22 protein-coding genes are annotated in these 23,073 nt (G+C 73.6%); 7 read left to right on the top strand and 15 right to left on the bottom strand.

From position 1 onward, the window contains the following. Positions 1 to 167: 167 nt before the first annotated feature. From ACFV04_RS25635 to ACFV04_RS25625, 3 genes are all read right to left on the bottom strand, one after another. The gene (locus ACFV04_RS25635) at positions 168 to 971 is read right to left on the bottom strand and encodes a DUF3710 domain-containing protein (RefSeq protein WP_360258269.1); all 804 of its coding nucleotides are present in this window, start codon (positions 969 to 971) and stop codon (positions 168 to 170) included. A gap of 69 nt (positions 972 to 1,040) precedes the next feature. Then, complete coding sequence (dut, locus tag ACFV04_RS25630; protein ID WP_350629222.1) at positions 1,041 to 1,508, bottom strand: dUTP diphosphatase; 468 nt, start codon at positions 1,506 to 1,508, stop codon at positions 1,041 to 1,043. Beyond that, positions 1,505 to 2,083 (bottom strand): PaaI family thioesterase, encoded by a 579-nt coding sequence (locus ACFV04_RS25625; RefSeq protein WP_360258479.1) that lies wholly within the window; start codon positions 2,081 to 2,083, stop codon positions 1,505 to 1,507. Before ACFV04_RS25625 ends, dut begins: the two co-directional genes overlap by 4 nt. Before the next feature lie 135 nt (positions 2,084 to 2,218). On the opposite strand from ACFV04_RS25625, the gene ACFV04_RS25620 reads away from it, so the two are divergent. Beyond that, positions 2,219 to 2,668 carry a DUF3093 domain-containing protein gene (locus ACFV04_RS25620; RefSeq protein ID WP_360258274.1) on the top strand — a complete coding sequence of 150 codons (450 nt, stop codon included), beginning with the start codon at positions 2,219 to 2,221 and terminating at the stop codon, positions 2,666 to 2,668. Between the two features lie 241 nt (positions 2,669 to 2,909). Here the strand turns inward: ACFV04_RS25620 and ACFV04_RS25615 are convergent, their stop codons facing one another. The 4 genes from ACFV04_RS25615 to ACFV04_RS25600 all read right to left on the bottom strand — a co-directional run bounded on the left by ACFV04_RS25615 (position 2,910) and on the right by ACFV04_RS25600 (position 6,941). Further along, entirely contained in the window at positions 2,910 to 3,209 is a 300-nt protein-coding gene (locus ACFV04_RS25615) for a DUF4193 domain-containing protein (protein ID WP_030057692.1), read from the bottom strand. 473 nt (positions 3,210 to 3,682) lie between these two features. Then, entirely contained in the window at positions 3,683 to 4,681 is a 999-nt protein-coding gene (locus ACFV04_RS25610; protein ID WP_380340942.1) for an acyl-ACP desaturase, read from the bottom strand. A 223-nt stretch (positions 4,682 to 4,904) separates the two neighbouring features. After that, positions 4,905 to 6,206 (bottom strand): sensor histidine kinase, encoded by a 1,302-nt coding sequence (locus ACFV04_RS25605; protein WP_380340945.1) that lies wholly within the window; start codon positions 6,204 to 6,206, stop codon positions 4,905 to 4,907. 81 nt (positions 6,207 to 6,287) lie between these two features. After that, positions 6,288 to 6,941 carry a response regulator transcription factor gene (locus ACFV04_RS25600; RefSeq protein ID WP_097235981.1) on the bottom strand — a complete coding sequence of 218 codons (654 nt, stop codon included), beginning with the start codon at positions 6,939 to 6,941 and terminating at the stop codon, positions 6,288 to 6,290. 443 nt (positions 6,942 to 7,384) lie between these two features. Between ACFV04_RS25600 and ACFV04_RS25595 the strand changes: the two genes are divergently transcribed. Next, the gene (locus tag ACFV04_RS25595; RefSeq protein WP_030057688.1) at positions 7,385 to 7,570 is read left to right on the top strand and encodes a hypothetical protein; all 186 of its coding nucleotides are present in this window, start codon (positions 7,385 to 7,387) and stop codon (positions 7,568 to 7,570) included. Positions 7,571 to 7,771: 201 nt separating this feature from the next. Here the strand turns inward: ACFV04_RS25595 and ACFV04_RS25590 are convergent, their stop codons facing one another. Beyond that, on the bottom strand, positions 7,772 to 8,590 hold the full coding sequence (locus tag ACFV04_RS25590) for an inositol monophosphatase family protein (RefSeq protein ID WP_380340949.1): 819 nt from the start codon (positions 8,588 to 8,590) through the stop codon (positions 7,772 to 7,774). Between the two features lie 32 nt (positions 8,591 to 8,622). Continuing rightward, the gene (locus tag ACFV04_RS25585; RefSeq protein WP_360258280.1) at positions 8,623 to 9,765 is read right to left on the bottom strand and encodes a ferrochelatase; all 1,143 of its coding nucleotides are present in this window, start codon (positions 9,763 to 9,765) and stop codon (positions 8,623 to 8,625) included. 135 nt (positions 9,766 to 9,900) lie between these two features. Between ACFV04_RS25585 and ACFV04_RS25580 the strand changes: the two genes are divergently transcribed. Continuing rightward, complete coding sequence (locus tag ACFV04_RS25580; protein WP_380340953.1) at positions 9,901 to 11,169, top strand: MFS transporter; 1,269 nt, start codon at positions 9,901 to 9,903, stop codon at positions 11,167 to 11,169. A gap of 103 nt (positions 11,170 to 11,272) precedes the next feature. Beyond that, a complete protein-coding gene (locus ACFV04_RS25575) occupies positions 11,273 to 12,595 on the top strand; it encodes a D-arabinono-1,4-lactone oxidase (RefSeq protein ID WP_380532631.1) in 1,323 nt (440 codons plus the stop codon). Positions 12,596 to 12,614: 19 nt separating this feature from the next. Here ACFV04_RS25575 and ACFV04_RS25570 read toward each other — a convergent pair whose 3' ends face one another. Beyond that, positions 12,615 to 13,508: a hypothetical protein gene (locus ACFV04_RS25570; protein ID WP_380532628.1), complete on the bottom strand. Its 894-nt coding sequence runs from the start codon at positions 13,506 to 13,508 to the stop codon at positions 12,615 to 12,617. 517 nt (positions 13,509 to 14,025) lie between these two features. On the opposite strand from ACFV04_RS25570, the gene sepH reads away from it, so the two are divergent. After that, positions 14,026 to 15,105, top strand: coding sequence for a septation protein SepH (gene sepH / locus ACFV04_RS25565; protein WP_380340961.1), 1,080 nt, complete (start codon positions 14,026 to 14,028; stop codon positions 15,103 to 15,105). A gap of 54 nt (positions 15,106 to 15,159) precedes the next feature. Here sepH and ACFV04_RS25560 read toward each other — a convergent pair whose 3' ends face one another. Continuing rightward, positions 15,160 to 16,035: a sulfurtransferase gene (locus tag ACFV04_RS25560; protein WP_380340963.1), complete on the bottom strand. Its 876-nt coding sequence runs from the start codon at positions 16,033 to 16,035 to the stop codon at positions 15,160 to 15,162. Positions 16,036 to 16,201: 166 nt separating this feature from the next. On the opposite strand from ACFV04_RS25560, the gene ACFV04_RS25555 reads away from it, so the two are divergent. After that, complete coding sequence (locus tag ACFV04_RS25555; protein WP_380341180.1) at positions 16,202 to 16,945, top strand: VOC family protein; 744 nt, start codon at positions 16,202 to 16,204, stop codon at positions 16,943 to 16,945. A 61-nt stretch (positions 16,946 to 17,006) separates the two neighbouring features. On the opposite strand, the gene ACFV04_RS25550 is transcribed toward ACFV04_RS25555, so the two are convergent. The 4 genes from ACFV04_RS25550 to ACFV04_RS25535 form a co-directional block, all read right to left on the bottom strand. Beyond that, a complete protein-coding gene (locus ACFV04_RS25550) occupies positions 17,007 to 17,663 on the bottom strand; it encodes a thymidine kinase (RefSeq protein WP_360258296.1) in 657 nt (218 codons plus the stop codon). Positions 17,664 to 17,724: 61 nt separating this feature from the next. Then, positions 17,725 to 18,912 (bottom strand): alkaline phosphatase family protein, encoded by a 1,188-nt coding sequence (locus tag ACFV04_RS25545; protein ID WP_380340965.1) that lies wholly within the window; start codon positions 18,910 to 18,912, stop codon positions 17,725 to 17,727. Positions 18,913 to 18,947: 35 nt separating this feature from the next. Then, complete coding sequence (locus tag ACFV04_RS25540; RefSeq protein WP_360258300.1) at positions 18,948 to 19,547, bottom strand: DUF5998 family protein; 600 nt, start codon at positions 19,545 to 19,547, stop codon at positions 18,948 to 18,950. A 91-nt stretch (positions 19,548 to 19,638) separates the two neighbouring features. Continuing rightward, positions 19,639 to 22,455, bottom strand: a complete 2,817-nt coding sequence (locus tag ACFV04_RS25535; RefSeq protein ID WP_380340969.1) for a GNAT family N-acetyltransferase — start codon at positions 22,453 to 22,455, stop codon at positions 19,639 to 19,641. Positions 22,456 to 22,680: 225 nt separating this feature from the next. On the opposite strand from ACFV04_RS25535, the gene ACFV04_RS25530 reads away from it, so the two are divergent. Further along, entirely contained in the window at positions 22,681 to 22,962 is a 282-nt protein-coding gene (locus tag ACFV04_RS25530; RefSeq protein ID WP_360258304.1) for an HPr family phosphocarrier protein, read from the top strand. Positions 22,963 to 23,073 lie beyond the last annotated feature (111 nt).

The following is a 23,073-nucleotide window of genomic DNA, read 5'->3' as shown; positions in this document are numbered from 1 at the left end:
GATGTTTTCCGCTCCGTTTTCCGGAGTTTCATTCATCGGATTTGCTTTCCGCTTTGCGCCCCGGTCTCCCGCGGCGACTCCGGAACTGTACGGGGGCGGACCCGCCACATGCAAATCGCCCCTGCCCGGGCTCCCGGGCAGGGGCGATCAGGGCCGGTCACGACCGATCAGCGGACCTCGGTGATCTCCGGACCGCGCGCGAACGGATCGAGCGAGGTGCCGCCGAAACGGTTGTCGCCCTCGCCGGCGGTGGCGGCCGCCCCACCACCGTCGGCGACCATCTGGGCGTCCTCGGGAAGCTTCAGCACGATCGGGTCGCGGGGAGCCATCGGGGCCTCGCCGCGCACGACGACGGTCTGGCGGAAGACCTGCTCCAGGATCCCGGCCATCTCCGGCTGCACGGCGGCCTGGCCCGAGATCACACCGCGCAGGAACCAGCGCGGACCGTCACAGCCGACGAACCGCACCAGCTGGACACCCTGGGTGCCGTCCGGCAGCTGTACCGGGACCTGGGCGCGGAGGTGCCAGCCGAGCGGGCCCTCCTCCTCGTCGATGATGCCGCCCTGCGAGGTGATGCCGTTGGCGATCTCCTCGCGGACCTCTCCCCAGATGCCCTCGGACTTCGGGGCCGCGAAGGCCTGGAGCTGGATGGCGCTGTTGCCGAGCACGAGGGTGGCGGCCACGATCGCGTCACCGGCGACCTCGACGCGCAGCTCCATGCCCTCGACACCGGGGACCAGCAGACCCCCGAGGTCGACTCGCCCCTCCTCGGGGTTCTCCAGCTCCGAGTGGTCCCACGGACCGTCCGGCCGGGGGGCCGGCGGCAGGCCGACCCTGTCGGCCGGGTCCAGCTCGGTCACGTTCTCGCTCTCGGCGGAACCTTCGACGTCATCGGCCGTCTCGTCGGCGCTGATGGCGTCGTCGGCGAGCTGCTCGACAGCGTCCTCGCTCTTCTGGCGACGACGGAACACGGTCACTGTCCTTCCCGGTCCAAGACCGATGCGAATACCTGCTCGGCTTCCTGCGAGGCCGCGGGCATGCTAGACCGCGGCGTGGCCGCCGGTCGACCCGAACCCACCCTCGGCACGTGCCGACCCAGGCAGCTCCTCCACCTCGTGGAAGCGGGCCTTCTCGACCTGCTGGATGACCAGCTGGGCGATCCGGTCCCCTCGGCGGAAGCTGACCCCCTCGCGCGGGTCCAGATTGACGACGATCACCTTGATCTCTCCACGGTACCCGGCATCGACCGTCCCCGGGGCGTTCACGAGAGCAACTCCGCAACGAGCTGCCAGCCCGGAGCGGGGGTGGACGAAGGCCGCGTAGCCGTCCGGGAGCGCGATGGCGATGCCGGTGGGCAGGACTGCCCGCTCGCCGGGGGCCAGCTCGGCGTCGACGGTGGTCCGCAGGTCGGCGCCGGCGTCCCCGGGCTGCGCGTAGGCGGGCAGCGGCAGCTCGGGGTCGATGCGCTTGATCAGGACGTCCAGCTGCGGGCGGGGGGTGTCGCTCAAGGGTTCACCTCAAAGGCTCGTGCGCGCTTCATCAGATCCGGGTCGTCGAGGACCTTGTCGATGTCCTCGGCACGACCGTGCGTGGTGAAGTGTTCCAGCTTCACCTGGACGAAGAGCGCCTGCGCGCGCACGGCGACCGGTCCGTCCGGGCCGCCGATCCGTGCCTCGGCGGCGCTGTAGATCTTGCGGCCGTGGACGCCGGTGATCCGGGCGCGCACGTGCAGCACCGAGTCGACGGGCACCGGGGAGAGGAAGTCCGTCTCCAGCCGGCCGGTCACGGCCGGGGCGTGCAACAGCCAGTTGAGCGTGCCGAGGATCTCGTCCATGGCGGTGGTCAGCAGGCCGCCGTGGGCCAGGCCGGGACCGCCCTGGTGGACGTCCCGGACGGCGAACTCGGCCGTGACGTCGAGTCCTTCGCCGGCGACGGCGTCGATCCGCAGGCCGCCGGGGTGCTGCGGGCCGCAGCCGAAGCAGTGTTCGTAGTGGGAGCCGAGCCGGGTGCCGGGGGCCGGGGCCTCGGGGGCGCGCGGCGGCAGGACGGCGTCCGGCGGCGGGGTGGTCGGGGACGGCGGCATCGCGGGCGCCGGCCGGTCGGCGGGGGTGCTGGGGGCTGTCGTACCGGTCACGGGCCCCAACCCTACCCAGGGGTAGGTGGGCCCCCGGTGGGGGTGGCGTCCCGCGCCGGGCGTCAGGGCGCCCACAATGGGGGCATGTACGACGAACGCCTCACGGTGCCGCGCTCCTGGTGGCTGCTCCCGGCCGCGGTGGGCCTCACGCTCGCGCTGATCCTGATCCGGGTCAGCGGCCCGGCCGCGCTGGTCGGGCTGGTGGTCGGCGTGGCCGCCGGCGCGGTCGCGATCAGCAGCTACGGCTCGGCCCGGATCCGCGTGGTCCAGGGTTCGCTGGTGGCCGGACCGGCCCGGATCCCGGTGGACGCGCTCGGCACCGCCCGGGCGCTGAGCCCCGCCGAGGCGGTGGCCTGGCGCGGTCCGAAGGCCGATCCGCGCGCCTTCATGCTGCTGCGCAGCTACGTCCCGACGGCGCTGCGGGTCGAGGTGAGCGATCCGGCCGACCCGACGCCGTACCTCTACCTGTCGACCCGCTCGCCGATGAAGCTGGCGGAGGCGCTGGAGGAGGCCCGGCGCGGCGCCCGCACCTGAGCGGGCGGGCGGGGCCCGGAAGGGCCCGACGAGACCTGGAAACGGAGAGGGACGGTTCCGCTGCTGCGGGACCGTCCCTACGACTTCGTGCGTGCCGACGCGTCGGCCGACTCCGTCCTGCCGGGTCCGTCCGACCGGACGGTTCCCGGAACTGCCGTCCGGCCCCGCTGCCCGGGGCCGGAAGGAGCGGTGTGCCGGTCCCGCGGGAGCCGCGGGCACCGGGCCGTGTCCGCCGCGGTGCTCAGGCGCCGCAGTCCCGGCAGATCGGGTTGCCGTTCTTCTCGCTGTACAGCTGGCTGCGGTGGTGGACCAGGAAGCAGCTCATGCAGGTGAACTCATCGGCCTGCTTGGGCAGCACCCGAACGGCCAGCTCCTCGTTCGAGAGGTCGGCGCCGGGGAGTTCCATGCCCTCGGCGGCGTCGAACTCGTCGACGTCGACGGAGCCGCCGCCCTTGTCGTTCCGCCGAGCCTTGAGCTCCTCGATGCTGTCTTCGTTGAGCTCGTCGTCGGTCTTGCGTGGGGTGTCGTAGTCGGTTGCCATTTTTCGCTCTCCCCCTCCGGGTTTGTGCGGTGTGTGCGGTATCTCCAGCGCACGTAACGCATGGGGGGTCGGTCTTGTGCCCGACCCGAGGCGGAGATTTTGCCTTACTTCAAGCCCTGTTACTCAATCGACACTCAGCGCGGCGTCCATCGGGGTGATCCTCGGGGCTGCCGAAGGCCTCACGCTGGGCCATCGCAACCCCTCTCCGGACCCGGCGGAGCGACCACACACAGTGAGCAAGGGCGGCGCGGACACCCGTCGAATCCCTTGCCCATCAGGGATGCCGACCGATCCGGCGGATCCGGCTGAGGGCGAAATCCGGTCACGGACGGCGATCGACACCCCCGACCGGGTGATCACTCTCCGGGGTTGACCGAAACCGTGGAGCGACACGGTGTGAGCTTGGTCACGTTAAGAATCTTCCGGGGCAAACCACGGAAAATCCACCCACTCCGACCGCTCGCGGGAACGCCCTACTCGGCGCTCCGCCGGGCCGCCCGGCGGGCCAGCATCGCCGCCTGGCGCTCCTCGAACTTCCGCGCCTGCGAGTCCAGCCCGTCCAGGAAGACACCCAGCTCGTTCTGCGCCATCATCCCCTCCGGGCCCAGGCCGTCGATCTCCATCACCTTGAGGTGGCGCAGCACCGGCTGCAGCACGTCGTCGTGGTGGATGCGCAGGTTGTACACCCCGCCGATGGCGATCTGCGCGGCGGCGCGCTCGAAGCCGGGGATGCCGTGGCCGGGCATGCGGAAGTCGGTGACCACGTCGGCGATGGCCCGCATGGCCTGGTCGGGGGCGATCTCCAGGGCGGCCTTCAGCAGGTTCCGGTAGAAGACCATGTGCAGGTTCTCGTCGTTGGCGATCTTCGCCAGGAGCTGCTCGCAGAGCGGGTCGCCGGCGTACTTGCCGGTGTTGCGGTGCGCGATGCGGGTGGCGAGTTCCTGGAAGGCCACGTAGGCGACCGACTGCAGCATGCTGTGCGCGTTGTCGGACTCGAAGCCCTCGGACATGTGGCTCATCCGGGCCCGCTCCAGCTCCACCGGGTCGACGGCGCGGGTCGCGAGCAGGTAGTCACGGATGGCTATGCCGTGGCGGCCCTCCTCGGCCGTCCAGCGGTGCACCCAGGTGCCCCACGCGCCCTCGCGGCCGAACATGCTCGCGATCTCGTGGTGGTAGCTGGGGAGGTTGTCCTCGGTCAGCAGGTTCACCACCAGCGACACCCGGCCCAGCGCGGTCACCTGCGACTGGTCGAGCGCCCAGGCCTCGCCGCCCAGGACGCCGTCGAAGTCGCGGCCCCGGCTCCACGGGACGAACTCGTGCGGCATCCACTCCTTGGCGATGGCCAGGTGGCGGTTCAGCTCCTTCTCCACGACCTCTTCGAGCGCCAGGATGAGCCGCGCGTCGGTCCAGCCGCTCGATCCGAGCGAGGTGCTGCTCTGCACGGCACTGCTCTGCACAGGGGCGATGGTCACGGTCTTGCTCCTGGGGGACGGGCACGCGCTGGGACGGGCGCGTTGGGCGGGCACGCGTCGGGCGGGTCGTCGGCGGGGCGTCGACGAGACCCACTTACGGTTGCGTAGGTTACGACACCGTAAGTTGCTCGGGCCGGAAAAGACAAGCCGCCCCCGCCAGGCCTTATGTCGTCTTGACGGGCCTGACGGGGGCGGCTTGTGCTGCGAACCCCTGCGGCTGGGGCTACCGCGAGGGGACGCGGACCCGCATGGTGAGGCCTCCCCCGGCGCGCGGGGTGGCCTCCACGCTGCCGCCGTGGGCGCGCACCACCGAACGGACGATGGACAGGCCGAGCCCGACCCCCTTGTCGCTGCGGGTGCGGTCGGCACCCTTGACCCGGCGGAACGGCTCGAAGATGTGTTCCAGCTCGTACCCGGGCACCACCGGGCCGGTGTTGGAGACCACCAGCTCGCCGCCGCCCGGCACCTCGGCCGTGGACAGTTCGACCCAGCCGCCCGGGGTGTTGTACCGGACGGCGTTCTGCAGCAGGTTGAGCGCGAGCCGCTCCAGCAGCACGCCGTTGCCCCCGACCACGGCCGGATCGAGCTTCGAGCGCAGCTCGACCTCGCGCTTGTCCGCCTCGGCCCTGGTCTGCTCCAGCGCCCGGGTGGCCACCTCGGACAGCTCCACCGGGCGGCGGTCGGTCAGCTCGTTCTCGCTGCGGGCGAGCAGCAGCAGGCCCTCGACCAGTTGCTCGCTGCGCTCGTTGGTGGCCAGCAGGGTCCTGCCCAGCTGCTGCAGATCGGCCGAGGTAGCCGGGTCGGAGAGCTGGACCTCCAGCAGGGTGCGGTTGATCGCCAGCGGGGTGCGCAGCTCGTGCGAGGCGTTGGCGACGAAACGGCGTTGGGAGTCGAAGGACCGGTCCAGCCGGTCCAGCATGTCGTCGAAGGTGTCGGCGAGCTCCTTGAGCTCGTCGTCCGGCCCGTCCAGCTCGATCCGGCGGTGCAGGTCGGAGGAGGCCACGTCGCGGGCGGTGCGGGTGATCCGGCCGAGCGGGCGCAGCACCCGGCCGGCCATCGCGTAGCCGGCCGCGAACGCGATCACGGACAGGCAGACGAGGGCGGTGAGCAGCTTGCGCAGCAGGGTGTTGAGCGCCTGGCTGGCCTGGTAGGCCTTGGTGTCGTTCAGCCACTGGTCGAGCGCGGTCTGGTTGGTGAGGGTGAGGCCGTCGGGGGTCCGCACGGAGATGCCCGGCCCGTTCAGCAACAGGTGCGGCTGGCCGACGTTCTGCAGGGCCTGCTGGACGAAGAAGTACATCACCAGCAGCAGCACCACGCCGGCCATCAGGAACATCCCGCCGTAGAGCAGGGTGAGCCGCATGCGGATGGTGGGGCGGAAGGGCAGCCAGGCGAGCATGCCGTCACCGGGGACGTAGGTCTGGTTCGACCGGGCCGAGCGCGGCGGGTGCACGGGCTTGGGCGGCACGGCGCGCGGGCCGCCGGCGGGCGCGCCGGAGGGCCCGCCGGCCGGGGGCGGGGTGGTCATGATCGTCCTCTCGGGGCGTCCGCCGGTGCGGGCGCGGGGTGGTGGGATCCGGGGCCGGGCCCCGCGGCGGGGATCCGGGGGTCAGATCCGGTAGCCGGAGCCCGGCACGGTGACGATGACCGGCGGGTCGCCGAGCTTGCGGCGCAGCGTCATCACGGTGACGCGGACGACGTTGGTGAACGGGTCGGTGTGCTCGTCCCAGGCCTTCTCCAGCAGCTGCTCGGCGGAGACGACGGCTCCGCCGGCCCGCATCAGCACCTCCAGGACGGCGAACTCCTTGGGGGCGAGCTGGACGGTGCGCCCGTCGCGGATCACCTCGCGCCGGCCGGGGTCGAGCGAGATGCCGGCCCGCTCCAGCACCGGGGGCAGCGGGACGGTCGCGCGGCGTCCCAGCGCCCGCACCCGGGCGACGAGTTCGCTGAAGGCGAACGGCTTCGGAAGGTAGTCGTCCGCGCCGATCTCCAGGCCCTCGACCCGATCGCTGATGTCGCCGGAGGCGGTCAGCATGATCACCCGGGTCGCCAGGCCCTGCTCGACCACCTTGCGACAGACGTCGTCGCCGTGGACCAGCGGGAGGTCACGGTCCAGGACCACCACGTCGTAGTCGTTGACCGCGATGCGCTGGAGCGCGGCCTCCCCGTCGTACACCACGTCGACGGCCATCGCCTCGCGGCGCAGGCCGGTCGCGACGGCCTCGGCAAGCAGCTGCTCGTCCTCGACGACGAGAACCCGCACGGTCGTTGTCCCTTCTCCAGGCCGGCCCCGGAAAGCGGACGCACGGCTCCGACGGTGGCTCCATCCTGCCTGGTCCTGCGGTAAAGCAGCGATAAGCTGCCCCTCGGGCAAGGGGTGCGGCTCCCCGGCGGTGACCGTTCGTGTCGGCACCAGTCCGGTTGGACTGTGACACGGGCAACTTTCTTCCGCCGGGAGGTTTCCCGGCCGCCCCCCGGGGGAGGACAGCTGCACACCCGCGATCTGGCTGTTGGCCGGTCGCACCCACCCGCCGTGCGTTCATCCGCGCCGGCCCTGGGGCTGGGACCTCACCGGGAGCGGCCGAAAGCCGTCTCCGCGTCCTACCGGAGATCCACCACCGCCGGCCGGGACGCTTTCACCGGCTGGACCTTCCTCGGGGCGGAGAGCGCACGACCGTGCACGTCCGACACAGTAAGGGGGCCCGTATGGACGCCTTCAAGGCCGGAATCCTGCAGCGCATAGCCAACGCCGAGCAGGATCTGCACCGCGCGATCGAGGCCGGGGACGAGTTCCTCGCCGAGGTGGAGCAGTCCGAGCTGGACGACCTCCGCCGACTCGCCGCCGAACACGGCGTGGACACGGTGCTGGAGCGCCACCGCACCGCTGCCTGACCAGTTCGGCACCACCGACCCGTCGCCGGTACTCCGGCACCTGCGGCCCTGAGGGGGCCGTGCGAAACCCAGGCCCTGGCATCCCCCGTATGCCAGGGCTCTTCGCATGTCCGGGCTCTTCGCGGGTGCGGGCTCCTCGCGGGTGCCGGTGGGAGTGCTTCCGGTCGGCCGGCCGGGTCCGGCGGACCCGGCCGGAACCGGTCAGTCCGCCCAGGCGCGCAGCGCGGCCAGGCGCTCCTGCAGCGGCTCGTACACGCCCGGGGCCGCGGCGACGGTCAGCTCGCCCTCCGGGCCGTGCCCGGGGCGGCCGCCGGTCAGGGCGCCGGCCTCGGCGGCGATCAGGCAGCCGGCCGCGCGGTCCCACGGGGCGAGGCCGCGCTCGTAGTAGCCGTCCAGCCGCCCGGCGGCGACGTCGCAGAGGTCGACCGCGGCCGCCCCGCCCCGGCGGATGTCCCGCACCTCGGGCATCAGTGCCAGCAGCACCTCGGCCTGGCGCACCCGCACCGGCTGGACGTAGTTGAAGCCGGTGGCGATCAGCGCCTGGCCCCACGGCGGGGCCGGGCGGGTCGAGAGCGGCCGGCCGTTCAGCCGGGCGCCGCGACCCAGGACGGCGTGGAACAGCTCGTCGCGCGCCGGGGCGTACACCACTCCCACGACCGCCCGGCCGTCCACCTCGGCGGCCACGCTGACCGCCCAGGAGGGCAGTCCGTACAGGTAGTTGACCGTGCCGTCGAGCGGGTCCACGACCCAGCGGACCCCACTGGTGCCGGGCCGCTCGGCGCCCTCCTCGCCGAGGTAGCCGTCGGCCGGGCGGCGCCCGGTGATCAGCTCCAGCACGAGCTTCTCGGAGGCGAGGTCCATCTCGGTGACCACGTCGACCGGGCTGCTCTTGGTGCCGGCCACGCCGAGGTCGGCGGGGCGGCCGTCGCGCAGCAGGGCGCCGGCCTGCCGGGCCGCGTCCAGGGCGACGTCCAGCAGGTCGTCGAGGAGCCGGTCGTCGGGCTGGGCGGGGGCGGTCACGGGATTCTCCTCCGGAGCGGCGGGACGGGCGGTCAGCGCTCGGCGACGGCCGGGCGGGGGGCGCGCGGGTTGGGGCAGCAGGCGACCGGGCAGACGTCGTGGCCGGGGCCGAGCGCGCCGAGTGCGCAGCGGGTCACGTCCTCGCCGCGCTCGGTGGCGGCCCGCTCCAGGACCAGCTCGCGGACGGCGGCGGTGAACCGGGGGTCGGCACCGACGGTCGCGGCGCGGGCCACCGGCAGGCCGAGTTCGGCGGCCTTGGCGACGGCCTCGGTGTCGAGGTCGTACTTGACCTCCATGTGGTCGGAGACGAAGCCGATCGGGACCATCACCACGGCGGGCGCGCCCTCGGCGTGCTGGGCCTCCAGGTGGTCGCAGATGTCCGGCTCCAGCCACGGCGTGTGCGGGGCCCCGCTGCGGCTCTGGAACACCAGCTCCCAGGGCCGGTCTGCGACGCCGGTGCGTTCGGCGACGGCCGCGACGACCAGCCGGGCCACGTCCAGGTGCTGGGCGACGTAGGCGCCGCCCGGCGTGCCGCGGGCCGGGTCGTCCGGGGCTCCGGAGGTCTCGGCCATGGTGTCCGGGACGGAGTGGGTGGTGAACGCCAGCCGGGCGCCGTTCCGGACGGCCTCGGGCAGCTCCGCCAGCGCGGCCAGGGTGGCGTCGATCATCGGCTCGACGAAGCCGGGGTGGTTGTGGAAGTGCCGCAGCTTGTCGACCCGCAGCGCGGGGACGCCCTCCTCGGCCAGGGCGGCGAGCGCGTCGGCGAGGTTCTCCCGGTACTGGCGGCAGCCCGAGTACCCGGCGTAGGCGCTGGTGGCGAGCACGGCGATCCGCCGGTGGCCGTCGCCGGCCAGCTCCCGCAGGGCGTCCACCAGGTAGGGCGCCCAGTTCCGGTTGCCCCAGTAGACCGGCAGGTCCAGACCGTGCTCGGCGAAGTCCTTGCGCAGCGCGGCGAGCAACTCACGGTTCTGCTCGTTGATCGGACTGACCCCGCCGAACATGAAGTAGTGCTTGCCCACCTCCTTCAGCCGCTCCGTGGGGATGCCGCGGCCCCGGGTGACGTTCTCCAGGAAAGGGACGACCTCCTCGGGGGCCTCGGGGCCGCCGAAGGAGAGGAGCAGCAGGGCGTCGTACGGAGCGGCGCCGGAGGGGGAGGGTTTGCGCGCGTCGGACATGGAACCGATCCTGCCACTGAGGGGCCGGGCGCCGCCGCCGGGGCCGCGCTGGTGTCCGGAAAATACCGTTTGCCAACGTACGTAAGCTGTGTACGCCAGCCTCGTTCCTTACCCCACCCCCGACCCGGAGCTCCCGTGCTGTCCAGCTACCGCCGGATATTCGCCTCCCCCGGCACTCTGGCCTTCTCCACCACCGGTTTCGTCTCCCGACTGCCGATCTCCATGACCGGCATCGGCATCGTGACCATGCTCTCCCAGCTGAGGGGCTCGTACGGTGTCGCCGGCCTGGTCTCGGCCGCCCTCGCGATCTCCGCCGCCGTCCTGGGCCCGCAGGTCTCCCGGCTGGTGGACCGGCACGGGCAGCGCCGGATCGTCGTCCCGGCGATGGCGATCACCGTCGTCGCCGTCGTCGGCCTGCTCCTCTGCGCCCGGTTCGAGGCGCCGGACTGGACGCTGTTCGTCTTCGCGGCCGGCATGGGCGTGATGCCGAGCACCGGCGCGATGGTCCGCGCCCGCTGGGCCCACCTCTACCGCGACGACGCCCCCAAGCTGCACACCGCGTACTCCTTCGAGGCCGTCGTCGACGAGATCTGCTTCATCGTCGGCCCGATCCTCTCCATCGGACTGGCCACCTCCGTCTTCCCCGAGGCCGGCGTACTGCTCGCCGGCGTCTTCCTCGCCGTCGGCGTGCTGCTGTTCGCCGGGCAGCGCTCCACCGAGCCGCCGGTCCACCCGGTCGCCCGGCACGAGGGCCGCTCGGTCATCCTCAACCGCGGCCTGCAGGTGCTGATCCTGACCTTCGTCGCCACCGGCGCGATCTTCGGCTCGGTCGAGGTCGTCACCGTCGCCTACTCCCAGGCCCAGGGCCACAAGTCGGTCTCCAGCGTGATCCTCGCCCTGTGGGCGCTCGGCTCCTGCCTGGCCGGCGTGGTGTACGGCACCCTCAAGCTCTCCGGCTCGATGGCCGCGCGGTTCTTCCTCGGCGTCCTGTTCATGGCGCTCAGCATGGTGCCGCTGCTGCTGGTCGCCCACGCGGTGCACGGCATCGGCGGGCTGGCCGCGGTCGGCAGCGCGCTGCTGATCGCGGGCATCGCCATCTCCCCGACCCTGATCACCGCGATGGCGCTGGTCGAGCGGCTCGTCCCGGCCTCCCAGCTGACCGAGGGCATGACCTGGACGACGACCGGCCTCGCCATCGGCGTCGCGGCCGGCTCCTCCGCCGGCGGCTGGCTGGTGGACGCCCGCGGCGCCGCCGCGGGCTACTGGGTCCCGCTGGCCGCCGGCGTCCTCGGCGTGGCCGCCGCCCTCGCCGGCCTCGGCCGGCTGCGGGCCGGACTCACCGCCGACCAGGACCCGGAGGCCCCCGCCGAACCGGTCGGACGACCCGTAGACGCCGAACGGTGAACTGACTAATCTCTCGCCCTACCCGTGGCCCTACCCATGGGTAGGGCGGCCGCGCCGCCCCGGACCGCGCCGACCCCGGTGCCACGGAGCAGGAGGCAGCACGATGCCCCAGGCCAGTACCGCGACCCGCACCCGGTGGACCAACTGGGCCGGGAACCAGAGCTCCCGGCCCACCCGGACCGCTACCCCCGGCACCGCGGAGGAACTGGCCAAGGAGATCCTGCGCGCCGCCGACCGGGGCCGCACCGTCAAGGCCGTCGGCTCCGGCCACTCCTTCACCTCGATCGCCTCCGCCGGCGACGGCGTCCAGATCCGCCCGGACGCGCTCACCGCCGTCCGCGAGATCGACCGCGAGGCAGGCACCGTCACCGTCGAGTCCGGCCTCCCGCTGCGCCGCCTCAACCGGGTCCTGGCCGCCGAGGGCCTCTCCCTCACCAACATGGGCGACATCGAGGTGCAGACCGTCGCCGGCGCCACCAGCACCGGCACCCACGGCACCGGCCGCGACTCCGGCTCACTCGCCGCCCAGATCCGCGCCCTGGAGATCGTCCTCGCCGACGGCACGGTCGAGCGCTGCTCCCCCACCGAGAACCCCCGGCTCTTCCAGGGCGCCCGGCTCGGCCTCGGCGCCCTCGGCGTGATCACCGCCCTCACCTTCGGCGTCGAACCGGCCTTCCTGCTCACCGCGCACGAGCAGCCGATGGCCTTCGACGAGGTGCTGGAGCGCCTCGACGACCTCACCGCCGTCAACGAGCACTTCGAGTTCTACTGGTTCCCGCACACCGACCGCTGCGCCACCAAGCGCAACAACCGCAGCCAGGGCCCGGCCGCCCCGCTGCCCCGGTTCAAGGAGTGGCTGGAGGACGACTTCCTCTCCAACACCGTCTGGGAGGGCGCCTGCCGGGTCGGCCGGCGCTTCCCCGGCTCGATCCCCTCGATCGCCGCGCTGGCCAGCCGCGCCTGGTCCGACCGCAGTTACACCGACACCGCGCACCGGGTGTTCACCAGCCCGCGCAAGGTCCGCTTCGTGGAGATGGAGTACGCGGTGCCGCGCGCGGCCGTCGGCGAGGTGCTGCGCGAGCTGAAGGCCCTCGTCGAACGCTCCGACTGGAAGGTCAGCTTCCCCGTCGAGGTCCGCTTCGCCCCCGCCGACGACCTCTGGCTCTCCACGGCCTCCGGCCGGGACAGCGCCTACATCGCCGTCCACCTCTACCGCGGCACCGCCGACCAGGGCTACTTCACCGGCGTCGAGAAGCTGATGACCGCCCATCAGGGCCGCCCGCACTGGGGCAAGCTGCATACCCGCGACGCCGAGTACCTGGCCGGCGTCTACCCGCACTTCGGCGACTTCACCGCCCTGCGCGACGAGGTCGACCCGCAGCGGGTCTTCGGCAACGACTACCTGCGCCGGGTGCTGGGCGCCTAGGGTGCCCCCGCGCCGCCGCCTACGGGGCCTGGTCCACCGGGGCCCGGGTCCCGGCGGCCGACGGCGGGGCCACCGTCGGCCGCGCCGACCCGTCGCCGGTCGCGGGCGGCTGCGAGGGGGTCTCGCCGGTGGGCTTCCCCCCGCCCGCCGACGGGGAAGCGCCGGCCGACGGGGTCGCGCTCGCGCCCGCCGAGGGCGAAGCCGTGCCCGCGCCGCTGCCCGGGGTGCCGCTCGGCTCCCGGCTCGGCCGCGCGGTCGCCGGGGACGAGGCCGCGCCGGAGGGCGTGGCCCCGGAACCGGGCGTGCCGCCCGGCTCTCGGCGCTCCGCGGGCGCGTCCTGCGGTTGCGAGGACCTGGGCGCCACCGAGCCGCCGAAGGACGTGCCGTTGCCGGACTCGCCCTTGACCGTCGCCGACACCGGCTGCCCGGTGGCCAGTTCGAAGGCCACGATCGGCGTCATCGCCAGGACGAACACCAGCCCGGACACCACCGCGTAGGTCTTCCACGTCCACCGCCGTCGCGCCCGCGCCACCTGCGGCTCGTTCCACTCCGCGGTGATCACCGGCGCACCCGCCGCCCGCTCGGGCCCGTCGGGCCGGCCGCCCCCTCCGGGCCGCCCGGACTCCACCGGCACCTGGCGCAGCGCGTTCGCGGTCCGATTCGGCCCGCGGTCCACCGCCCCGCGCAACTGTTCGCCGGTCCGCTTGAAGGCGTGCTGGAGCACCGCGCCGCCGGTGGTGGCCCCGATGCTGACCACGGCGGCGCCCATGATGGTTCCGTACACGCCCAGTTCGGAGGCCAGCAGCGCGCCGACCACGGCGGCCAGGGCGCTCGCGACGACCTGAGCCACACTCAGATCGATCCGCTTGCGCTCCTCCTTCCCGCCCTCCTCGACGGGGCTCCGCTCCGGCATCGACATCCCTCGGTCCGTACGACTGTTTCTCGAACAAGCCACTCCATCTTGCCCAAAGAAGGACACAAGGGACGAAAATGCGGTTCTGCACGCCCGGATTGTGTGAAGATGATCACCGTCCATCCGCCCGTGGTCCGCCATTGCGGGGGCGCGCTCTTGAGATTCCCGTGAATCGCGGGAGACTTGAGCGGCGAGCCGCCCCTTCGGATGCCACGAATGGAGTACTGTTCGTAAAGCCTGAGCCTTGGGTCGACTTGTCGACTGCGCCCACACCGGTAGCTTGACGAAGAGCCACGGAACAGGCACGCACGGCGACGCCCGTCCCGGATCGTCGCGATCACTGCGCGTGCGAGGACGGCCGGGACACCCAGGCGCGACGTCGACGGATGGCGTGGCAAAAAGGCAACCGTGCCACAGCGGCGTGCCCGGGCCTAAGCCCGACACGCCGGGGAACTCAGCAAGGTTGTGGCCAGTCGCGAGTGGGCAGGCCACACTCAGTACGGGAGCAGCGACGCAGGTGACGTCGGCAGGCACCACCCGGGAGGTAACCGTGCCCGAACTGCGGGTTGTGGCCGTCAGCAACGACGGCACACGGCTGGTGCTCAAGGCTGCCGACAGCACGGAGTACACCCTCCCCATCGACGAGCGGCTGCGCGCCGCCATCCGCGGCGACCGGCCGCGCCTCGGCCAGATCGAGATCGAGGTCGAGAGCCATCTGCGGCCCCGGGACATCCAGGCCCGGATACGAGCCGGTGCCTCCGCCGAGGAGGTCGCCCAGGCCGCCGGGATCTCCGTCGACCGCGTCCGCCGCTTCGAGGGCCCGGTCCTCGCCGAGCGCGCCTTCATGGCCGAGCGCGCCCGCAAGACCGCCATCCGCCGCAACGGCGAGTCCACCGGCCCGCAGCTCGGCGAGGCCGTCTCCGAGCGCCTCGCGCTGCGCGGCGCCGAGAAGGACACCGAGCGCTGGGACTCCTGGCGCCGCGACGACGGCACCTGGGAGGTCATCCTCTCCTACCGGGCCGACGGCGAGGGCCGCAGTGCCTCGTGGACGTACGACCCGCCCCGGCGCCTGGTCCAGCCCAACGACGACGAGGCCCGCGCGCTGATCGGCGAGAACGTCGAGCGCGAGGAGGAGTCGGTCTTCCCGTTCATCCCACGGATCGCCCGGCTCCCCCAGGACCGGCCGCCCCGCCCGATGATCGACCGGCCCTCGGCCGACCGCATCATGTCGGCCCGCGAGGTCCGCGAGTCGCGGGAGGCCACCGCCGAGTCCAGGGACTCGCTGACCAGCCTGCTCGACGTGGTCCCCGCCTTCCGCGGCGACCTCGCCGTCGGCAGCCCCACGCCGATCGAGCCGGTGCCCGCCGAGGTCGCCGAGGAGACCGAGGAGCCGGCTGCGGCCGCCGCCCCGGCGGTCGGCGCGGGCTCGGCCTACGCCGACATCCTGATGCCGCGCGCCGTCGCACCGCACCGCGAGCGCCTCGTCGGCACCACCGACCGGCAGGCCGAGGCGGACGGCGTCCGGCCCGGTCGCCGGGCCACCGTGCCCAGCTGGGACGAGATCGTCTTCGGCAGCCGGCGCAAGAAGCAGGAGTAACAGCGGTCCGCGGGGCGGGAGGCCGGTCCTCCCGCCCCGCGGCGTTTCCCCGGCTCAGCCCGGCCGGCCGGTGACCGCCACCGGGCGGCCCGCGTCGCTCGACCACTCGCTCCACGACCCCGGGTACAGCGTGGCCGGCAGGCCCGCCACCTCCAGCGCCAGGATCTGGTGCGCCGCCGTCACACCCGAACCGCAGTACACCGCGGTCTCCCGCTCCCCCGCGCCCAGCGCCCGGAAACGGGCCGCCAGCTCGGCGGCCGGACGGAACCGCCCGTCCGGGCCCACGTTCTCGGTCGTCGGCGCCGACACCGCGCCCGGGACGTGCCCGGCCCGCGGGTCCACCGGCTCCGTCTCGCCCCGGTAGCGCTCGCCCGAGCGGGCGTCCAGCAGCAGGTTGCCGCGCGCCCACGCGGCCGCGCCGTCCGCGTCCACCGTCGGCAGCTGCCCCGGCACCGGCTTGAAGTCGCCCGCCGCGGGCTCCGGCAGCTCGGCCGTCACCGGCAGCCCGGCCTCCCGCCAGGCCGCGAATCCGCCGTCCAGCACCCGGACGTCCCGGTGCCCGGCCCACCGCAGCAGCCACCAGGCCCGGGCGGCCGCCATCGAGGCCGCGCCGTCGTACACCACGACCGGGCGCCCGCCACTCACCCCGAAGCCGCGCATCGCCGCACCGAAGTCCTCCGGGTCCGGCAGCGGGTGGCGCCCGCCCCGGCCGGGGGCGCCGGGCGGAGCCGCCAGGTCCCGGTCCAGCTCGACGAAGTGGGCGCCGGGCAGGTGCCCGGCCCGGTACTCCTCGGCCGCGGTCGGGCCGCCCGGCGCGGCGCCGACCAGCTGGTAGCGCACGTCCAGCAGCACCGGCGGACGGGCGGAGGCGAGCGCCTCCCGCAGCTCGGCCGCGGAGATCAGCGGGGAACCGTCGTTGTAGGTGGTCATGGCGGCCATTGTCGCGCAGCAACGCCGACCCGCCGCTCTTTGTGCGGACTTTGCCGGGATTTCCGCGCGGCCCGAGGGTTGGGCGCCCGTCAGGGTGGAAGCATCACCCTCGCGCCCGAGGATTTCCGTGCGCCAACCACCCACGAGGAGGCCCGCATTGCCCGCGGTGGAACTCCGACTGGCCCAGGGCACGCCCTGCTGGGTCAGCCTGCTGACCGACGACCCGGCCGGAGCCCGAGCCTTCTACGGCGCGCTGCTCGGCTGGACGTACACCCCAGGGCCCGGCCAGCTCGGCGACTACGTCCGGGCCGAACTCGACGGGGCGCCGGTCGCCGGCCTCGGCCTCTCCACCGCCACCGGCTTCCCGGTGCAGTGGACCACCTACTTCGCCGTGGACGACGCCGACCGCACCGCCCAGCTGGTCCGCGAGTGCGGCGGCACCGTCGCCGTCGGGCCCCTGCAGGCCGAACGCGCCGGGCGGATGGCGATCGCCTCCGACGTCTCCGGCGCCGTCTTCGGCCTCTGGCAGGGCGAGGAACACCTCGGCCGGGAGACCGGCACCGACCCCGGCGAACCGGCCTGGGCAGAACTGCTCACCCCCGACACCGAGGGCGCCGCGGCCTTCTACGCCACCGTGCTCGACCGCCAGGTCCGGCCCGGCGCGGACGAGAGCGCGCTGCTCGTGCACGGCCGGCCGGTCGCCGGCATCCGGCACCGCGCCGACCTGCGCGGCCACCCGCCGCGCTGGCGCACCCACTTCGCCGTCCGGGACGCGGCCCTGACCGCCCGTCACGCCGTGGAACTCGGCGGCCGGATCCTGGTCGAACCGCACGACACCGCCCGCGGCCGGGCCGCCCGGCTGGCCGACCCGCAGGGCGGCCACTTCTCGGTGCTGGAGACCGCGGCCTAGGACGGGTCTTCCGGACACGCCCGGGGGGGGGAGCCCGGCGGCCCGCTCCCCCGGGGACCGCTCAGGCCTGCTGCTCCTCGAAGGGCAGCACGTCCGGCGAGAGCACCGAGGCGCGGGCCGTCGCCGCGGTCAGGCGGCGACGGTGGTGGCGGCGGCACAGCACCTCGTAGCCGACCTCGTCGTCTCGCACCGAGATGTCCCCGATCACCACCTGGGCGCCCTCGACCACCATCACACCGCCGACCGTACGGGCGTTGTGGGTCGCCCGCGCACCGCACCAGCACAGCGCCTCGACCTGCAGCACCTCCACCCGGTCGGCCAGCTCGATCAGCCGCTGCGAGCCCGGGAACAGCCGGGTGCGGAAGTCGGTGGTGATGCCGAAGGTGTAGACGTCGATGTCCAGTTCGTCCACCACCCGGGCCAGCTGGTCGACCTGCTCGGCGGCGAAGAACTGGGCCTCGTCGCAGATCAGGTAGTCCACCCGGCCGCCCGCCGAGAGCCGCTGCACCACGTGCGCGTGGAAGTCGAAGTCGTCCGTCACCTCGACCGCCTCCGCCTGCAGGCCCAGCCGGCTGGAGATCGTCGCGGCGCCCGCCCGGTCGTTGCGGGTGAGGATGACGCCCCGCCGGCCGCGCGCGGCATGGTTGTGGTCCATCTGCAGCGCCAGCGTCGACTTGCCGCAGTCCATCGTGCCCGAGAAGAACACCAGTTCAGCCATGGGTGGAGCAAGGGCCTTTCAAATCAGGGAAGTTCGGGCACAGAAGGATCAAGGGAGCGACTCAGCCCCGAACTTCGAGCAGCGGCACGAACTGCTCGACCGGGGTCATCGAACCGTGCAGGCCGATCATCGCGGACTCGCCGGGCTCGTTGCGGGAGGCGACGATCGCGATGTCGTCGCGCGCCGCGGCGACCACGTCACCGATCCGGCCGTACACCCGCTCGTCCACGACCGGCCCGAACCAGCCCGCCTCGATCGCCTGGTCCCGGGTGGCGACCCACATCCGGTCGCCCAGCACCTCGCTCCACACCGTGTACACGTCGGCCGCGGCACCGGGCACCGCGTACACGTGCCGGGCCCGGCCCTCGCCGCCGAGCAGGGCCACGCCCGCGCCCAGTTCCCAGTCCTCGTCGAAGTCGATCCGGTCCTCCGGCGCGATGTCGATCATGCCGTGGTCGGCCGTGACGTACATCGCCGAACGCGGCGGCAACCGCTCGGCCAGGCGGCGGGCCAGCCGGTCCACGGCGTCCAGCGTCATCCGCCACTCGTCGGAGTCCACCCCGAAGCGGTGGCCCGCGCCGTCCAGCTCGCTGACGTAGGTGTACACCAGCGCCCGGTCGTGCTCGGCCAGCCAGGAGGCCGCCAGGTCCATCCGCTCCTCGCCGGTGGTGCGGCCCAGGAAGGTGCCGCCGGACAGCGCCACCCGGGTCAGCGGGGTCTGCGCGAACAACGGGGAGGAGACCTGCGCGGTCGCCACCCCGGCCTCGTGCGTCCGCTCGAAGACCGTCGGGTACGGCTGCCAGGCGTGCGGCTCGGTCGGCGGCTGCCAGCGCAGCTGGTTCATCAGGTAGCCGGCGCCCGGCACCGCCACCGTGTACCCGGCCAGGCCGTGCAGGCCCGGCGGCGTGCCGGTGCCGACCGAGGCCAGCGAGGTCGCCGTGGTGGACGGGAAGCCCGCGGTCAGCGGACGGCCGCTGCCGCCCAGCGAACTCCCGGCCAGCGAGGAGAGGAACGGCGCGTACTCGGGGTGGCGCAGCAGCAGCTCCCACCCCAGGCCGTCCACCAGGAACACCACCACCCGGTCCGCCGGGGCGATCGGCAGCGTCGCGGTGAACCCGGGGACACCGAGCCCCGCCGCCACCGAGGGCAGCAGGTCGCACAGCGAACCGCTGCCGTAGGGGGGCGCGGGGGCAGCGGCCGGGTCAAGGATCTCGAAGGCGTCGTAGCCGTCGGCAGGAACGAAGGACATGGAACCGGATTCGTAGCGGTCGGAGGCGGCGGCGATCAGACCCGCGGGCCGTTGTCGATCGTCGCGTCGGACAGGGCCCGGGCGAACAGGAGCGCCTGGGACACCGTCTCCGGGCCGTCACCGGCCTCGCTCACCCGAAGCGAGAGGTCGTCGGCCGTCGCCGAACCCGTGTAGCCGTGATCCGCCTCGCAGTTCGGGTCCGAGCAGCCGGCCGGCTCCAGGTCCAGGCGCTGCACCGCGCCCCAGCCGATCGTCAGGACCACCTCGCGCGGCAGCGTCCCCGGCGTGTACGTCTCCGGGTTCGCCACCATCCGGCTCACCACGACCGAACCGATCCGGTCCAGCCGCACGCTCTCCGTCGAGGTCGTCGCGAACGGCACCGAGGGGCTGCCCTCGGCCCCCGACTGCTCGTCGGTGTGGCTCACCACGAAACGGGTCGGGGTCAGCACCAGCACCGTCACGTGCCGGCGGACCTCGTTGGCGTCGAAGGTCGTCTCCTGGTGCACCAGGTAGGAGCTGATCGGCTCCGGGCCCACCGCGGACTCCACCGCCTCGGACACCAGGGCCGGGTAGTAGCCGCTGCGCTCGATCGCCGAGCGCAGGTCCTGAGTGGTGGTGGTACCGGTCTTCGCCATATCTCCATCCTGGCATGGTCCGCCGACGAAGCGGGCGGCACGGCGCCGAGCTTCGGACAACAGCGCCCGGGCAGGGCGCAACCAAGGAAGGTTACAGCGTGCTCATCGCGCGCGGGCCCAGATCGCTGCGGACCGGCAGGGGCGCGACCCGTACCCGCGCCCCCAGGATCGCCAACCCGTGCGGGGCCACGACCACGGGTTCGAGGTCCACCGACGCGATCTCCGGGACGTCGTCCACCAGCTGCGACACCCTGAGCAGCAGTTCCTCCAGCGCACCGGTGTCCACCGCCTCGGCGCCGCGCCAGCCGAACAGCAGCGGCGCCGCCCGCACCTCCCGGATCAGCCCGGCGACGTCCTGGTCGGTGGCCGGAACCAGCCGGTGCGCCGTGTCGCCCAACAGTTCGGCCGGCGCACCGGCCAGGCCGAAGGACAGGATCGCGCCGACCGCCGGGTCCACCGTGGCACCGATCACCGTGTCCACGCCGCGCGGTGCCAGTCGCTGCACCACCAGTTCGGCCTGCGCGGCGCCGCCGAGCAGCACGTCCAGCTCGCGGTGGGCGCGGCGCAGGCCCGGCTCGCCGGTCAGGTCCAGCCGGACGCTGCCCAGGTCGGGGCGGTGGCGCAGGTGGGGGGCGGTCGCCTTGAGGGCCACCGGGTAGCCGAGCGAGGCCGCCGCCGCGACCGCCGCCGCCTCGTGCGGGGCCGGCAGCGTCGGCGAGACGTCGATGCCGTAGCGGGCCAGCAGCTCACGGGCCTCGGCGTCGGACAGGGTGATCCGAGCGCCGCCCGGCTGGGTGCGGGCGGCGACGGCGGTCCGGGTGCTCAGCGCCGCCGCCACCAGGGTGCGGGCGCCGGGCTCGTCGATCCGGTCCAGGTCCGGCACGCGCGCGGTCTCCTCGGCCTCGGCCGTCCGGCGCCGCCACTGCGCGTAGTGGACGGCGTGGGTGAGGGCGAGGACTGCCCGCTCGGGCGCCGGGTACGCGGGGATGCCACCCGGACGCAGCCGGGCCGGCAGGTCGGTCAGGGCCAGGTGCGCGAGCAGCAGCGGCTTGCCCAGTTCCTCGGCCCGCTGACCGGCTTCGAGCAGGCCGGCGGCGATCTCCGGGTCGTCCGAGCCCATCTCCGGGTCGTCGTCGCCGGTCAGCCGGCCGCCCATGAAGGCGTGCGCGGAGGTGCCGATCGGCGGGATCGCGACGGCGATCACCGCGTCGACGGCGGGGTCGGCGAGGGCGACGTCCAGCGCGATCCGGAAGTTCTCGCCGGTCGCGGCGGTGGTCAGGTCGACCGGGGTGTGCGGGCGCAGACCGGCGCTCAGCAGGGCGTCGTAGGTGAGCAGGCCCAGCGAGTCCGAGTTGCCGACCACCGCGACCCGGTCCCCCGGCGGCAGCGGCTGCAGGGCCAGCAGCTCGCCGGTGTCGTACAGCTCGGTGATGGTGGAGACCCTGGTGACGCCCGCCTGTTCGAACAGCGCGTCGACGGTCGCGTCCCGCAGGCCGGTGGCGGTGGCCGGGACGGCGTGGCCCGGCGGCAGGCTGCCGGTGTGCCGGGCGCCCTTGACCACCACGACCGGCTTGGCGGCGGCCAGGCGCCGGGCGATCCGGGTGAACTTGCGCGGGTTGCCGAAGGACTCCAGGTACAGCAGGACGACCCGGGTGGCCTCGTCCTCCGCCCAGTACTGCAGGAAGTCGTTGCCGGAGACGTCGGCGCGGTTGCCGACCGAGGCGAAGGAGGAGACGCCGAGGCCGCGGCGGTGGGCGGCCTCCAGCAGGGCCACGCCGATCGCGCCGGACTGGCAGAAGATCCCGAAGCCGCCGCGGCCGGGCAGGCGCGGCGCGAGCGAGGCGTTCAGCGGGTTCGCCGGGTCGGTGTTGATCAGGCCGAAGGCGTTCGGGCCGATCACCCGCATCCCCGCCGCGCGGGCCTGGCGGACCAGGGCGCGCTGCCGGTCCCGGCCCTCCGGACCGGTCTCCGCGTAGCCGGCCGTGAGCACCACCAGGCCCTGCACGCCGTGCGCGCCGCACTCCGCCACGGCGGCCGGGACGGCTCCCTCGGGGACGGCGATCACGGCGAGGTCCACCGGCCCGGGAATGTCCAGAATCGAACGGTGCACCGGGACGCCGTCCAGTTCGGTGCCGGGCGGGGCGTTGCGGTTCACCGCGTAGACCGGGCACCCGGCCGGGGCGCCGGCCAGCACGTCGCGCAGGACCGCCCGGCCGACCGTCTGCGGGGTGCGGGAGACCCCGATCACCGCGACCGAGCGCGGCGTGAGCAGGCGCTGCACCGAACGCGCCTCGGCACGGTGCTCGCGGGCACGCATCACGGCGAGCGAGCGGTCGGTCTGTTCGAGGTCGAACTCCAGGTGCACCACGCCGTCGGCGAAGCTGCGGTGCTGGGTGTAGCCGGCGTCGGTGAAGACCTTCACCATCTTCCGGTTCTCCGGCAGCACCTCGGCCTGGAAGCGGCGGATGCCGCGCTCCTGGGCGACGGCGGCGATGTGCTCCAGCAGCGCCGAGGCCACGCCGCGGCCCTGGTGGGCGTCCTGCACCAGGAAGGCCACCTCGGCATCGGTCCCGGTGACGGAGGGGCGGCCCTCGGCGTCGATCCGGTCGTACCGGACGGTGGCGATGAAGTGGTCCCGGACGACCACCGCGAGGCCGACCCGGTTCACGAAGTCGTGGTGGGTGAAGCGGCGGACGTCCTTGTCGGAGAGCCGGGGATAAGGGGCGAAGAATCGGAAGTACTTGGACTGGTCGGAGACCTGCTCGTAGAACTCGACGAGGCGGCCGGCGTCGGAGGGAGTGATCGGCCGGATCCGGGCCGTGCCGCCGTCGCGCAGCAGGATGTCGGCTTCCCAGTGCTGCGGGTAGTCCGGATGCCGCTCGGGGTTCGTTGCCGCGGGGTCGTCCACATTCGTCAGGTTATCCGGCGGTGGGCCGGATGGCGCCGGGCGCGAGCCCACGGCAGGGTGGACGGGACCGGGCGCCGGGGTTTATGCCCCGAAAAGAAACAATCACAAGTCCTGAACACCGCGGTTCGCAGGGCCCCCTGCGTGCAACACTGGTCTAGACAACATGGCCGCTTCCCCCGCTCCCCGAGCACGGCCGTGACCAGCTTCACCGGAAAGGCACGTCTCATGGCTGAGCGCCGCGTCACCATCGGTTGGGCCGAGGGCCTGCACGCCCGTCCCGCCTCCGTCTTCGTCCGGGCCGTCACGGCCACCGGCGTGCCGATCACCATCGCCAAGCCCGGCGGCAACCCGGTCAACGCCGCCTCCATGCTCGGCCTCCTCGCCCTGGGCGCCCAGGGCGGCGACGAGGTCGTCCTGGCCTCCGACGCCGAGAACGCCGACGACGCGCTCGACCGTCTCGCCAAGCTCGTCCAGGAGGGCCTCGACGAGCTCCCCGCCGCGGCCTGAGGCCCCGCGAACGCCCGATCGGGGTGGCCGGGGGTTGCCGGGCGGCCCCCCGCCGGTGTGGTTAGCGCGGTGCTCGGTGGCCCAGGGAGTGGGGGGGGGGGCCCCCCGGGG

Origin of the sequence: Kitasatospora sp. NPDC059599, from assembly GCF_042735125.1 — a bacterium.
Lineage (GTDB): Bacteria > Actinomycetota > Actinomycetes > Streptomycetales > Streptomycetaceae > Kitasatospora.
This window is presented reverse-complemented; position numbering and strand designations above follow the sequence as displayed.